The sequence below is a fragment of the Luteibacter sp. 329MFSha genome, assembly GCF_900111665.1.
Lineage (GTDB): Bacteria > Pseudomonadota > Gammaproteobacteria > Xanthomonadales > Rhodanobacteraceae > Luteibacter.
Window position 1 is genome coordinate 1,210,924 of record NZ_FOJE01000001.1, and the last position, 11,171, is coordinate 1,222,094.

The window sequence follows — 11,171 nt, forward strand, 5'->3', positions numbered from 1 at the left end:
TGGTAGGAGCGCACCTGGGCGCGATGCAAGCTCGCGGCAAGCTCTGTCGCGCCCAGGTGCGCTCCTACAGATAACGGAGCCAGCTCTCCACGCCGCGTTCGATCAGCCCGTGCACGTGCTCGAAGGCGGGACGCTGCTGGCGGTACGGATCGGGAATGTCGCGCCCTTCGTTCCAGCGGTCGAGCAGGAAGACCTTGCCGCTGACCTCGGGCGCCATGCGCTGGATCGTCGCGACATGCGCCTTCTCCATCGCCAGGATGAGGTCGGACTGGCGAAGCATGGCAACGTCGACCTGACGGGCACGGTGGGGCGCGCCATCGATTCCCTCCCCGCGAAGGAGGTCGAGCGCCGTCGGATCCATCGGATGGCCCGTCATGGCGCCGAGGCCGGCGCTGGACACCGTCGCGCGACGGCCGTCGCCGAGGCGATGACGCAGGAGGTACTCGGCGGCGGGGCTACGGCAGATGTTGCCGATGCAGACGATCAGTATCCGTTCGAACATGGCTGCTGCGATACTCGGTAATCGACAGATGATAAACGATGGGCATGACGACATCCGCACGATATCCCGGTGGTGACACGGCATGAGCGTCTGGCACGCCATCACCGCCTTCGGCGACAGCGCCTTGCTGCTGCCCGTGATCGCATGGATGGCCGCGTGCCAGCTGGCGGCGGCCCCCTGGCGCCGGGACGGCTGGCGGTGGGTCGCGGCCGCCGTCGCCTGCGGCGGCTGCGTGTCGCTTTCCAAGCTGCTCTTCATGGCGTGGCACGTCGCGCCACCCGGCATCGACTACACGGGGTTCAGCGGACACACGGCGCTGGCGATCCTGGTCTGGACCGCCTTCGCGGCGATCGTCACCCGGGGCATGCCGCTGGCGGCGCGCGTCGGGGCGATCGCCGCCGGCGCGTCGCTCGGTGTGGCGGTCGGCGCGTCGCGCCTCGCGCTCAAGGTGCACAGCCCTTCCGAGGTATGGCTAGGTGGGGCGCTGAGCGTCGTCGTCGCGGCCTGGTTCATCGCGGGGATGAGCCATGCGGTTCCGGCGCGCGATCGCGCGAGCGCCTGGCGGCTCACGCTCCTCGGCGGCACGCTCGCCATCGGCCTGGTCTGCTATGGACGCGTGTTCCCGTCGCAGCACCTGTTGCAGGACATCGCCTTGTGGGTGAGCGGACATTCCCGCGTCTTCACGCGCCTCTGAGCCCCTGCGTCACGTCGTCGTCGCCGCGTGGAGGCCGATCAATTCGGACAGGCCGGCCCAGAACAGCTGGATGCCGATGCAGAAGATCACGAAGGCCAGCAGCTGAAGCACCACCTGGGTGCGCTGGGCGCCGAGTTTCTGGCTGAGCCGGTCGGCGTAGCGCATGCACAGGTAGATGCTGACGGTGAGCGCCGCGAGCGCGATCGCGGCGGCGACCACGTGGATCCATCCGGCGCCCTGGCGAGGTGACCCGGTGCCGATCGCGATCGCCACCGAGATCGACCCCGGTCCGACCGTGAGGGGCAGCGTCAGCGGATAGAACGATGGGTCGCCGCGATGGTGGTGCACCTCGGTTTCGTCATCGTCGTCGTCCTGGCCGTTGAGCATGCGCCAGCCCGCCGCGGTGATGACGATGCCGCCCGCCACGCGCAACACGGGAATCGAGATGCCGAAGAACGACAGGACGTATGCGCCGAGCAGCAGGGACCCGAGGAGCAGGAGCAGGCTGTTCAGCGCGACATTGCGTGCGAGCCGCTCGCGCTCCGCGGCGTCGGCATGGGGAACGACGCCCAGCGACATGAGCGCCGAACCCGGCGGATTCACCACCGGCAGCAACGCGGCGACGATGACCAGCGTCGCCTGACCGATCTCCATGAACATCCATCACCCCCATTGTTGGAGCGGACCGGGCCGCTCCGACAGGATGGCGCGACGCCGGCGGTCGGGGCAAGGGTCGTTTTCACACCTCGTTTCAACAAGATTCCGGCCGTGGCGCGCCACATGATGCGTCAGGCGCTTGCGCCCAACCCGCCGGCAGCGCCGGCTTTCCTCGTCGAAAAGGAGTACCACCATGCTGCCCAAGTCACACCGGTTCATGCTGCTGGCCATCGCCGTCGCCGGCTCCGCGTTCTTCACCCAGGTCGTCATGGCCGACGGGGACGCGCATTACCCGGCATTCGCGACGCTGAAGAAGGACAAGGCCGATCCCAAGATGCTGGACCGGGATGCCATCACGCCGGCGCTTGAAAAGAAATACCCGCGTCTGGCGGGACTGAAGAGCCATTGGGACGACGCGGACCTCGACCACGACGGCAAGATCAACCAGGCGGAATACGACGCCTACGTGTCGGTCGACCACGGGACCTGAAGCGCTCCGCGCGACCCAGGCCGGACCGCGTCGGTCCGGCCTCCCCGCCGCCACGCCGACGCGCGGTGCGTGCGCATGAACGTCCAAGAATTACATGACAGGCGTAAGCCGGCGGAAAGCTTCGCCGCGCGTTACTTCCGGGACTTCGCCGGATCCGCCGCGGGGGGCAGTCCGCCCGCGTTGTCCGTCCCCTGCCCCTTGGGCGGCGTCACCTTGGGCGTACCGTACTCGTCGCGCTCGCGAGGATCCGGCGCGCGCTTCGTATTCATGCCGTCATTCCAGTGCTCCCGGCGATCCTTCGCGCGGGAGCGCGCATCCTCCTTCACCGTCTGCGGCTTGCCGCCGTTGACGGACTGGCGCGTACCGTCCTGCACCGTGGCGGGCGGCTCGTGGTTCTGCGGAACGCCTGCACTGCTACCGAGCAGGAACATCATCGTCAGGATCATGGGGGTCACCTCCCGTACAGCCTGCCGCCGCCGCCGTGACCGGCGCGTCACAGGCCCGGCCACGGGAGGTCACGCCCTCGTGGCGCCTATCGTCACCGAATCCAGGTGCTCCACCCGCTCGATGTCGCCAAGCCAGACGAGACCGCTCCAGCCGGGCTGCCGCGCGTCCTCCAGCTTCACCGTGCCGTTGATGCCTTCGTTGTCGGCCGCGTCGCGAAATACCTGGACCGTCGGCGTCACCATGACGACGCCTTCGACGACGCCACTCGTGGTGTGCACCCGTACTCGGGCGTTGATCGCGAGTTCTTCGACGAAACGTTCGAGGCGCGCCACGTCACGCGGGTCGGTATATACCTTTTCGGCAATGCGTCCCATCGTCTCCTCCTCCGGAAGAATGCCGGACGGCGGCACACCGCCGCCGGCACGAGCCCCTCAGGCAGCCGACTGCTCCGCGGCACGCTGGTTGCCCGCCTGCTCCGCCAGGAGCGTGAGCTTCTCGTCGGTCGCCTTTTCTTCCTTGAGCGTCGCCTGCAGCAATGGGATCGCGTCCTTGTAGCCGAGCTGTTTGGCGATGGCGGAAATCGTGCCGTACGACGCGATCTCGTAGTGTTCGACTTTCTGGGCGCCACCAATGAGCGCGGCGTCGCGAAGCGGACCTGCTTCGATGCCGTCGATCACTTCCTTGCTTTCCTCCACCAGGCCTTCCATCGCGGCGCATTTGACGCGCTTGAGCCGGATGCCCAGCGCGTCGACGATCTGGTCGATGCGCTCGACCTGCCCCTGGGTTTCCTCCAGGTGCGTCTCGAAGGCTTGCTTGAGTTCGGGGGCCTCGGCGGCGCGCGCCAGGCGGGGAAGCGCCTTGGTCAGCTGCTTCTCCGCGCTGTAGATATCCGACAGTTCGTGAATGAAGAGGTCTTCGATCGTCTTGATGGCCATGCACGGCTCCGTGTTGGTCGGGAGCCGTCATCGTAGGTCGCGCCGCGTGGCGTGTTTCGCGTGGCGATGTGAAGAAACGTCACATCGCTGAAGATCGGGAAGGTACCGTTGGTCGAAATGCCTCGACCGATTCCCATCCACCCTGCTCGTCTTCGATCTTCAGCCGTACCGGCCGACCGCTACGCCGCCCCAGGCTTTCGGCGAGGCGCAGCGCGTGCCTGAAACATTCGTCCTGCGTCGCGAAGGTTCCCATCCGGTGCGTGTCGTGGAATACCTCCCAGGGAAAGGCGCTTTGCCGCTGGGCCAAGGGGAGGTAAAGCATGATCGGTGTCTGCTGATTCATTTCCATAGGCGGAAGCCATACAAGCACCATGCCAGCGGAAGAATCCCGCTACGGGGCCGCGCATACGCCCGGCCATGCGCGGCCCGCTGCAGCTTTTTCATGCGTCACTGCAATCTTTACCGGCGCAGAAGCCAGGCGGCGATGAGCGTCGCGCCGACGATGGTGACGGCGGAGCGTACCTTCGGATCGCGGCGACCGTCGGAGACGACACCCTCGACGACGTCGACGCGATCGGCGAAGAGGAGCATCAGCCAGTGGCGCAGATCGTTCTCGCTATGGCGGAACGCACGGCGGCGGATCCAGCCGCTGACGCCGCGTGGCGGCAGCGTGGTCCCGAACACGGGCGGCATGCGGAAGTGCTCCGTCGAGCGAAGCACCTCCACCTTCGACTGCTGCATGGGCGGATCGTCCCAGTGCACCCCCTCGAGGCGCGGGGGACGGCGTTCCTTCGGAACGGCGGGACGATTCGCGGGATCGAGGTCGGCGCCCCATCCGGGGATGTCGTTGCGGGGTGTGTTCATGCGCTGCGCTCCTCAGGCCACGCCGGGGGGAATGAGAACGGTCTTGATGCATCCGTCGCGTTTGCCGGAAAACATCTCGTACGCGTCGCCCACCTCCTCCAGCGGAACCCGGTGGGTGATGATGTCGCGGGGCGTGAGTCGCCCCGCCTGGACGTGCTCGATCAGACGAGGCAGGTGCCGCTTCACGCATGCCTGGTTCATGCGCAGGGTCAGCCCCTTGTTCAGGGCGTTGCCGATCGGCACCGCGTTGAAGGTTGGGCCGTAGACGCCGACGATCGACACGTTGCCACCCTTGCGCACCGAATTGATGGCCCAGTGCAGCACGGTCGCCGCGCCGGCCTGCAGCTTCAGGGTGACGCCGGTCAGGTGCTGCACGACGCTACCCGTCGCCTCGCAGCCCACGGCGTCGATGCAGACGTCGGCACCCAGTCCGTCCGTCATCTTCTTGATGTGGATGGCCATGTCGCCCACTTCGCGAAAATCGACGATCTCGCAGTGGGCGTAGCGCCGGACGAAGTCGAGCCGGTAGTCGACGTGGTCCACGACGATCACGCGCCCGGCACCCATCAGCCAGGCGCTGCGCGCGGCGATGATGCCGATCGGCCCGGCGCCGAAGATCACCACGGTGTCGTTCTCCTTGATGCCGCCCATCTCGGCGGCCTGGTACCCCGTGGGCACGACGTCGGTGAGGAGCACGGCATCTTCGATGTGCATGTCGTCGGGAATGCGCGTCGGCCCGATGTCGGCGAAGGGCACGCGGACGTACTGCGCCTGCCCGCCGGCATACCCGCCCGTGGTGTGCGAGTAGCCGTAGATGCCGCCGACCGCGGTGGCGGACGGGTTCACGTTATGGCAATTGCTGTACAGCTCGCGCTGGCAGAAGTAGCAGGTGCCGCAGAAGATGTTGAAGGGAACGAGCACCCGGTCGCCCACCTTGAGGTTCTGCACGCCGGTACCGGTCTCCACGACCTCCCCCACGAACTCGTGCCCGAAGATGGATCCCACGCGGGTGTCCGGCACCAGACCGTGGTAGAGGTGGAGATCGGAGCCGCAGATGCAGCTTCGCAGCACGCGCACGATGGCATCGAACGGGTGTTCGATCACCGGGTCGGGTACCTGTCGTGCGCTGGCCCTGTAGGGCCGCCGGTAGGTCATCGCGAGCATGGTCGTCTCCGCGTCAGAGGAGGCACCCATCCTCGGCCTCACCGTGTTGCTGGCGTGCATAAGAACGATGCCACGTACTGCACAACACCGAACCGACGTCGTTCACAGAGGTATATCTCCTCTTCATGGCGGCCGTACGAGGGATTGAGAGCATCGCGCGCACCGTCTCACGGGAATTCCAACAAGGAGCCGCCATGACAGCGAATACGGCCGAACGCGTCCTCGTCACCGGCGCCAGCAGCGGCATCGGACTCCACCTTGCGCACCGGTTCGCGTCGCACGGTCACCCCGTGTGCCTGGTGGCACCCGACGGCGCCGAACTCGACAAGGTGGCCGCGGACATCGAACGACGACATGGCGTACGTACGTTGCGCATCGCGGTCGACCTGGAGCACCGGGACAGTTTCACGGCGCTGGAATCCGCGTTGGGGGACGCGGCCTGGGACGTGGACATCCTCGTCAACAACGCGGGCCACGGTTTCAAGGGAGCCTATGCCGAGGTGCCGATCGCGACGCATCTGTCGATCGTGCGGCTGAACGTGGAAGCCGTGCTGCGGCTGACGTCGCTGCTGTTGCCAGCGATGCTGCGGCGCGGCCACGGTCGCATCCTGAATACGGCGTCGATCGCCGGGTTCGAGCCGGGCCCGACAATGTCCGTCTATCACGCGAGCAAGGCGTTCGTGCTCTCGTGGAGCGAAGCGATCGCGACCGAACTCGAAGGCAGCGGCGTCACCGTCACGGCACTGTGCCCCGGCCCGACCGACACCGACTTCTTCCCCAAGGGCGACATCGAATGCAGCTTCGCCTTCCAGAAGGGCAACCTGATGGACCCTGAGGACGTCGCCAGCGCCGGGTATGACGCCGTGATGAGCGGCGAGCGCGTCGTCGTGCCCGGCGCGGTCAACAAGGCCATGGTCTTCTCCCGCCGGTTCATGTCCGAACACATGCAGGCGCGGATGAACGAGAAGATGTACGAGGATGTGTCTTCGCCGGAGCGCGTCCGCGGAGACAAGGAGTCGCCGCCTTCGGGCTGAACGACGCATTCAGCATGTTGACGGTGTGAGAGGCATCTCTTGGCGCGGCCTAGCGATGCGCCCGGGCATCCTGCGTTCCGCCCGATCGGCGCCGGCACGACGCCCGGCCTCCACTTCCGCCAGGAGCTCGAATTGAACGAGTCAGACCAGGGGCCTTCTTCAGGCCTCGCTTTTCCGTGGGTCCGGCCCCTGGCCGTGATCATCGAACCACGGACGGATCTCGCGGATGTCCTGCTGGAAACGCTGATCGAGATCGGCTTCGACGTCGTGGCCGCCGCCACGCACATCGGCGCCGCCAGCCTGAGCGAGGGGCGCTGCCCGCAGCTGCTGCTTGCATGCGTCCCCGCGCACGCCGACGATTTCGTCGGGTCCTATCTTTCCGATTGCCGCGATCTGCTCGGCTCCCTGCCCACCGTCCTGATGATCTCGGATGCGCAGGCGGACATGACGGGCGCACCTTCGGACGCCATCCGCATCCTGAAGCCTTTCACTCGCGGGGAGTTGCTCCTGGCGGTCGACGAAGCGCTCGCGACGGGAGCCCATTCGCTGGTCGACTGAGTGAGGAGCCGGCGCTCCGGCGCCGGCCCCCATGCCTCGTCAGCGTTTGGCCTCGACATTGGGCGTCGCGTCGCGAACGAGGAACTCCTCGGTGAGCTGAGGCAGGTGTTCCAGCACCCACGCGGCCATCGCCTGCTCCTGGGGCAGGATCTGCTCGCAGACACGTTGCGTCTCGGCGTCGCCCACGGTCTTCGCGGCGGCGATCAACGCCGTGTACGTCGCGATCTCGAGATTCTCGAAGACGTAACTGGAGATCGCGCCCTTGACGATCTCGTCCGAGTTGGCCATGCCGCCGGCGGCCTGACCGAAGGCCATCATCTTGCCCATCATGTCCTTCATCGCCGAGGTCGAACCACCGAGGCGCTCGATGCACCCCTTGAGCAGTTCCTGCTGACCCAGTGTTTCCTGCAGGTGCTCCTCGATGCGCTTCTTCACGATCGGGTAATGCTCGATGCGCGCGGCTTGCGCCCTGAGCATCTGCTCGGCCTGCTGCTCCATCGCGTGCGCGTCGCGAAGCCAGTCGAGGAGGTTCTCGCGGAGTTCTGCCATGGGTGGATGCTCTCTGGTCGTGGTGGAAGACCTGATCGTGATGGCGCGCGCGTGCACGGCGCAGCGTCGCCGCGTGACGAGGTGGCGACGAAATGGCTTTCCTGTTCACCAGCGTGTTTTCGCCCTCACCGTGGCTGCCCGACGCTTCGACCTGCGGCATCGAAAGATGGCCACTCCGCCAGCCAGGAGCGATGCAAGCATGTTCAACCACAACAAGCGACTCCAGTACACCGTGCGCGTGGGCGAATCCAATCCGGGTCTCGCCAACCTCATGCTCGAGCAGTTCGGTGGTCCGCAGGGGGAACTCGCCGCCGCGATGCGTTACTTCACGCAGGCGCTCGCCGAGGAGGATCCGGGCCGCAAGGACATGCTGCTCGACATCGCCACCGAGGAGCTCAGCCATCTGGAAGTCATCGGCTCGATCATCGCCATGCTCAACCGCGGCGCCAAGGGCCGCCTCGCGGAGACGATCGACCAGCAGGCCGAGATGTACCGGGCGCTCCAGGGCGCGGGCAACGACAGCCACGTGACCCAGGTGCTCTACGGTGGCGGTCCCGCGCTGATCAACTCGGCCGGCGTGCCCTGGCATGCCGGCTACGTCGACACCATCGGCGAGCCGACGGCCGACCTGCGCTCCAACATCGCCGCCGAGGCCCGCGCGAAGATCGTGTACGAACGGCTGATCAACGTCACCGAGGACCCCGGTGTCCGCGATGCGCTGACGTTCCTCATGACCCGCGAGGTCGCCCACCAGAAGTCGTTCGAGAAGGCGCTGTACTCGATGGACAAGAGCTTCCCGCCGGGCAAGCTGCCGGGCGATCCGCGCTTCACCGACCTCTACGTGGACACCTCGCGCGGCGAGGGCGATCGCACGGGACCGTGGCGCGAGGGCAAGGGTTTCACCGAGGTCCTCGTGCCCAGCGAGGAGAACATCCCGGTGGACGGCGGCGACGGCCACGCGGACGTCGGTCTGTCCGCGGACGAGCAGGCCGCGGTCGAGGCGTTCGCCCTGCGCGGCGCGTCGGATCCGTCGCGCGATCCGGTGACGGGCGCGGACCTCGGCACGTTGCAGCAAGAGGCGTCGCGATAACCTGCCGCAAGGCCCGAAGGTACGGCGGGAGCGGCGAGAACCGCTCCCGCCCGCCGGTCAGGTCGGGCCCGCGTAACCCGGATCGCTCGACGCGTCGGCCCGTTCCTGACGATGCTCGCACGCTTCGTGGCCACAGTTGCAGCGCCCGGTATCGCCGGATTCGGCGGCGGCCTCGCAGTGGTCGCTGCAGTAGTTGCTGCCGTCTTGCGCCACCGTGCATGCGCACGAGGCATGCCCACAGCGGTAACCGTTATCGGACATGGTCGTTCTCCCGGGATGTTGTCGTGGTGGAGCGAAGGCGGTCGAGCACGCCATCCAGACGGCGCTGTGCACTGTCGGCTTCGTGTGTGCGGTCGCAGATATGGATGTCGCCCGCCATCGCGGACACCCTGAAACCGGTCGAGCGCAGCATCGCGCGCAGGCCCTGTGGATTCGGCACCCACCAGTTGGTCGGATCCCCGGCCAGCTCGCCCTCGATGAAGGCCAGCTTCGGCCACGCGTCTTCGCGCAGGCGGTCGCGCCCGAGGTAACCCGGATCGGACGTGTCGATGTCGCCGGGCGCGGCGCTTCCGGTCGCCAGGCTCTGCACGCAGAGCGTGCCAGCGCATCGCGACGCGGCGAGGTCGAGACCGAGCAAGGGGTAGCGGAGGTGGTACAGCACGCCCAGGAACAGAACGATGTCGTATCGCTCGCCGTCCCCGGCGAGACCGTAGACGTCGCCCTCCCGCACCCGGAGCCGGTCGCTCAGCCCGAACTGACGCGCCGCCCACGTCGCCTGACGGAGGTAATGGGGATCGTGGTCGATCGCCGTGACGCGGGCACCGCGCCGCGCCAGTTCGATGGCGAAGAAACCGGCGTTGCAACCGACGTCCAGGACAGTGCGTCCCGCGAGGTTCTCCGGCAGGCGTGCCGACAACGCCTGCCACTTGTACGACGGGTAATCGCCGAGCGGATGGTCCGGCGCCGTCTGGCGTCCGTCCGGCAGGTGGAGATTGTGGAACCACGGACCGAGCGCATGGATGTCCCGGTCGCGTTCGTCCGCGGACGGTGGATGGGACTGCAACGTGCGCGACGTGCTCACAGCGACGCTTCCGCCACGCGCGACCGATACGCGATCCCTTCGCCGGCCTCCGCCAGCATCTCGGGGAGCACCTTCGCGCGGTGGGCGGCGGTATGCGACGCGAGCACGCGCTCGCGAGCGCCCTCGCCTACCGCGCGGCGTTCGGCGTCGCTCATGTGCCGCAGGATGTCGAGCACGGCGTCCGTGTCGTCGACGAGCAGGATCTCCGCACCGGGAACGAACAGTTCGTCGATGCCGGGCCATCGGTCGGAAACGATAGGCGTGCCGCACGCCGCGGCTTCGAACAGACGCACGCTCGGCGACCATCCCGCCTGGATCATGTCGTCGCGCGTCACGTTGAGCGTGAAGCGCTGCGCGTTGTAGAAGGCCCGGTGCTCCGCGGGTGGCACGTGTTCAGCGCGCTCCACGTTGCCCGGCCAGGCGATCGACGCCGGGTACATGGGTCCCGCCACGGTGAACCGGCCTTCCGCCCATGCGCGCGCCGGCCCGATCAGCAGCGAGTCCACGCGCGGCTGGCGGTCGTCGCTGTACGTGCCGAGGTAGCCGAGGTCCCAGCGGCATGGCGCGGGCTCCGGAAAATAGGCCTCGGGATCGAACGCGCAATGGAACGCGTAGGCGTAACGGGCGCCGTAATAGGTCCGCAGCCGGTCGAGCGTCGCGCCACCGGTGAACGAAAGATAGGCGTGGTAGCCCGGAATCTGGCGTGGCGCGAGGTAGGCGTGATCGCCCTGCTCCAGCTTCGCCAGCGTCACGGGGGTGTCGATGTCGTAGAACGCGGTGACCCCGGTCGCCGTCTGCAGCACCCAGTCGCCCACCTGCTGACCGTCGGGCACGTAGGAACCGACGATGACCGCGTCCGCGCGTGCCACGAGACCGGCGAAGCGCACCCGCAGGTCGTCGAGCGACGCGTACAGGTGGGTGCTTCCGTAGGGAGGCTCGGGGAGATCCCGGTGCATGGCGTACCAGGGCACGTCGCGCTCCAGGAAGGTCACCCGATGGCCGTCCCGGGCGAGTTCGCGCAGCAGTCCGCGATAGGTCGTCGCGTGACCGTTGCCCCACGAGGATGTGATCGACAGCCCGAGGAAGACGATGTCCATGCCCGCCGC

Annotated in this window: 17 protein-coding genes; 5 read left to right on the forward strand and 12 right to left on the reverse strand. The window is 67.3% G+C overall.

Annotated features, from left to right (window positions below; translation table 11 throughout):
* Positions 1–64: 64 nt before the first annotated feature.
* Entirely contained in the window at positions 65–502 is a 438-nt protein-coding gene (locus BMW54_RS05345) for a low molecular weight protein-tyrosine-phosphatase (protein WP_090053567.1), read from the reverse strand.
* Positions 503–584: 82 nt separating this feature from the next.
* Between BMW54_RS05345 and BMW54_RS05350 the strand changes: the two genes are divergently transcribed.
* Positions 585–1,196 carry a phosphatase PAP2 family protein gene (locus tag BMW54_RS05350; RefSeq protein WP_090053569.1) on the forward strand — a complete coding sequence of 204 codons (612 nt, stop codon included), beginning with the start codon at positions 585–587 and terminating at the stop codon, positions 1,194–1,196.
* A gap of 9 nt (positions 1,197–1,205) precedes the next feature.
* On the opposite strand, the gene BMW54_RS05355 is transcribed toward BMW54_RS05350, so the two are convergent.
* Complete coding sequence (locus BMW54_RS05355; protein ID WP_254779084.1) at positions 1,206–1,850, reverse strand: MarC family protein; 645 nt, start codon at positions 1,848–1,850, stop codon at positions 1,206–1,208.
* Between the two features lie 196 nt (positions 1,851–2,046).
* Between BMW54_RS05355 and BMW54_RS05360 the strand changes: the two genes are divergently transcribed.
* Positions 2,047–2,343 (forward strand): hypothetical protein, encoded by a 297-nt coding sequence (locus BMW54_RS05360; protein ID WP_090053572.1) that lies wholly within the window; start codon positions 2,047–2,049, stop codon positions 2,341–2,343.
* Positions 2,344–2,474: 131 nt separating this feature from the next.
* On the opposite strand, the gene BMW54_RS05365 is transcribed toward BMW54_RS05360, so the two are convergent.
* The 6 genes from BMW54_RS05365 to BMW54_RS05385 all read right to left on the reverse strand — a co-directional run bounded on the left by BMW54_RS05365 (position 2,475) and on the right by BMW54_RS05385 (position 5,783).
* Positions 2,475–2,789 (reverse strand): hypothetical protein, encoded by a 315-nt coding sequence (locus tag BMW54_RS05365; protein WP_090053573.1) that lies wholly within the window; start codon positions 2,787–2,789, stop codon positions 2,475–2,477.
* 69 nt (positions 2,790–2,858) lie between these two features.
* Complete coding sequence (locus BMW54_RS05370) at positions 2,859–3,164, reverse strand: DUF3247 family protein (RefSeq protein WP_090053575.1); 306 nt, start codon at positions 3,162–3,164, stop codon at positions 2,859–2,861.
* A 57-nt stretch (positions 3,165–3,221) separates the two neighbouring features.
* On the reverse strand, positions 3,222–3,725 hold the full coding sequence (locus tag BMW54_RS05375; RefSeq protein ID WP_090053576.1) for a YciE/YciF ferroxidase family protein: 504 nt from the start codon (positions 3,723–3,725) through the stop codon (positions 3,222–3,224).
* 79 nt (positions 3,726–3,804) lie between these two features.
* A complete protein-coding gene (locus BMW54_RS18460; protein WP_139206040.1) occupies positions 3,805–4,068 on the reverse strand; it encodes a hypothetical protein in 264 nt (87 codons plus the stop codon).
* Between the two features lie 116 nt (positions 4,069–4,184).
* Positions 4,185–4,589, reverse strand: coding sequence for a hypothetical protein (locus tag BMW54_RS05380; protein WP_090053578.1), 405 nt, complete (start codon positions 4,587–4,589; stop codon positions 4,185–4,187).
* A 12-nt stretch (positions 4,590–4,601) separates the two neighbouring features.
* Complete coding sequence (locus BMW54_RS05385; RefSeq protein WP_254779086.1) at positions 4,602–5,783, reverse strand: zinc-dependent alcohol dehydrogenase; 1,182 nt, start codon at positions 5,781–5,783, stop codon at positions 4,602–4,604.
* A gap of 164 nt (positions 5,784–5,947) precedes the next feature.
* Between BMW54_RS05385 and BMW54_RS05390 the strand changes: the two genes are divergently transcribed.
* Together BMW54_RS05390 and BMW54_RS05395 are read left to right on the forward strand one after the other, a co-directional pair.
* Positions 5,948–6,787 (forward strand): SDR family NAD(P)-dependent oxidoreductase, encoded by an 840-nt coding sequence (locus tag BMW54_RS05390; RefSeq protein WP_175472774.1) that lies wholly within the window; start codon positions 5,948–5,950, stop codon positions 6,785–6,787.
* Between the two features lie 132 nt (positions 6,788–6,919).
* Positions 6,920–7,345: a hypothetical protein gene (locus tag BMW54_RS05395; RefSeq protein WP_139206041.1), complete on the forward strand. Its 426-nt coding sequence runs from the start codon at positions 6,920–6,922 to the stop codon at positions 7,343–7,345.
* Positions 7,346–7,384: 39 nt separating this feature from the next.
* Here the strand turns inward: BMW54_RS05395 and BMW54_RS05400 are convergent, their stop codons facing one another.
* Entirely contained in the window at positions 7,385–7,894 is a 510-nt protein-coding gene (locus BMW54_RS05400) for a ferritin-like domain-containing protein (RefSeq protein WP_090053584.1), read from the reverse strand.
* A gap of 199 nt (positions 7,895–8,093) precedes the next feature.
* Between BMW54_RS05400 and BMW54_RS05405 the strand changes: the two genes are divergently transcribed.
* Entirely contained in the window at positions 8,094–8,984 is an 891-nt protein-coding gene (locus tag BMW54_RS05405) for a manganese catalase family protein (protein WP_090053585.1), read from the forward strand.
* 57 nt (positions 8,985–9,041) lie between these two features.
* On the opposite strand, the gene BMW54_RS18465 is transcribed toward BMW54_RS05405, so the two are convergent.
* Genes BMW54_RS18465 through BMW54_RS05415 form a run of 3 tightly spaced genes read right to left on the reverse strand, consistent with a single transcriptional unit; the run spans position 9,042 to position 11,162 of the window.
* Entirely contained in the window at positions 9,042–9,245 is a 204-nt protein-coding gene (locus BMW54_RS18465; RefSeq protein ID WP_139206042.1) for a hypothetical protein, read from the reverse strand.
* Positions 9,235–10,065 carry a methyltransferase domain-containing protein gene (locus BMW54_RS05410; protein ID WP_090053587.1) on the reverse strand — a complete coding sequence of 277 codons (831 nt, stop codon included), beginning with the start codon at positions 10,063–10,065 and terminating at the stop codon, positions 9,235–9,237. The genes BMW54_RS18465 and BMW54_RS05410 overlap by 11 nt, the downstream gene beginning before the upstream one ends.
* The gene (locus BMW54_RS05415; protein WP_090053588.1) at positions 10,062–11,162 is read right to left on the reverse strand and encodes a CgeB family protein; all 1,101 of its coding nucleotides are present in this window, start codon (positions 11,160–11,162) and stop codon (positions 10,062–10,064) included. Before BMW54_RS05415 ends, BMW54_RS05410 begins: the two co-directional genes overlap by 4 nt.
* Positions 11,163–11,171: the final 9 nt, after the last annotated feature.

Coding starts and splice junctions, on each gene's coding strand:
- BMW54_RS05360 (WP_090053572.1), top strand. CDS start 2,047: ATGCTGCCCAAGTCACACCGGTTCATGCTGCTGGCCATCGCCGTCGCC.
- BMW54_RS05385 (WP_254779086.1), bottom strand. CDS start 5,783: ATGGGTGCCTCCTCTGACGCGGAGACGACCATGCTCGCGATGACCTAC.
- BMW54_RS05415 (WP_090053588.1), bottom strand. CDS start 11,162: ATGGACATCGTCTTCCTCGGGCTGTCGATCACATCCTCGTGGGGCAAC.
- BMW54_RS05355 (WP_254779084.1), bottom strand. CDS start 1,850: ATGGAGATCGGTCAGGCGACGCTGGTCATCGTCGCCGCGTTGCTGCCG.
- BMW54_RS05380 (WP_090053578.1), bottom strand. CDS start 4,589: ATGAACACACCCCGCAACGACATCCCCGGATGGGGCGCCGACCTCGAT.
- BMW54_RS18460 (WP_139206040.1), bottom strand. CDS start 4,068: ATGAATCAGCAGACACCGATCATGCTTTACCTCCCCTTGGCCCAGCGG.
- BMW54_RS05350 (WP_090053569.1), top strand. CDS start 585: ATGAGCGTCTGGCACGCCATCACCGCCTTCGGCGACAGCGCCTTGCTG.
- BMW54_RS05375 (WP_090053576.1), bottom strand. CDS start 3,725: ATGGCCATCAAGACGATCGAAGACCTCTTCATTCACGAACTGTCGGAT.
- BMW54_RS05400 (WP_090053584.1), bottom strand. CDS start 7,894: ATGGCAGAACTCCGCGAGAACCTCCTCGACTGGCTTCGCGACGCGCAC.
- BMW54_RS05345 (WP_090053567.1), bottom strand. CDS start 502: ATGTTCGAACGGATACTGATCGTCTGCATCGGCAACATCTGCCGTAGC.
- BMW54_RS05405 (WP_090053585.1), top strand. CDS start 8,094: ATGTTCAACCACAACAAGCGACTCCAGTACACCGTGCGCGTGGGCGAA.
- BMW54_RS05365 (WP_090053573.1), bottom strand. CDS start 2,789: ATGATCCTGACGATGATGTTCCTGCTCGGTAGCAGTGCAGGCGTTCCG.
- BMW54_RS18465 (WP_139206042.1), bottom strand. CDS start 9,245: ATGTCCGATAACGGTTACCGCTGTGGGCATGCCTCGTGCGCATGCACG.
- BMW54_RS05390 (WP_175472774.1), top strand. CDS start 5,948: ATGACAGCGAATACGGCCGAACGCGTCCTCGTCACCGGCGCCAGCAGC.
- BMW54_RS05370 (WP_090053575.1), bottom strand. CDS start 3,164: ATGGGACGCATTGCCGAAAAGGTATATACCGACCCGCGTGACGTGGCG.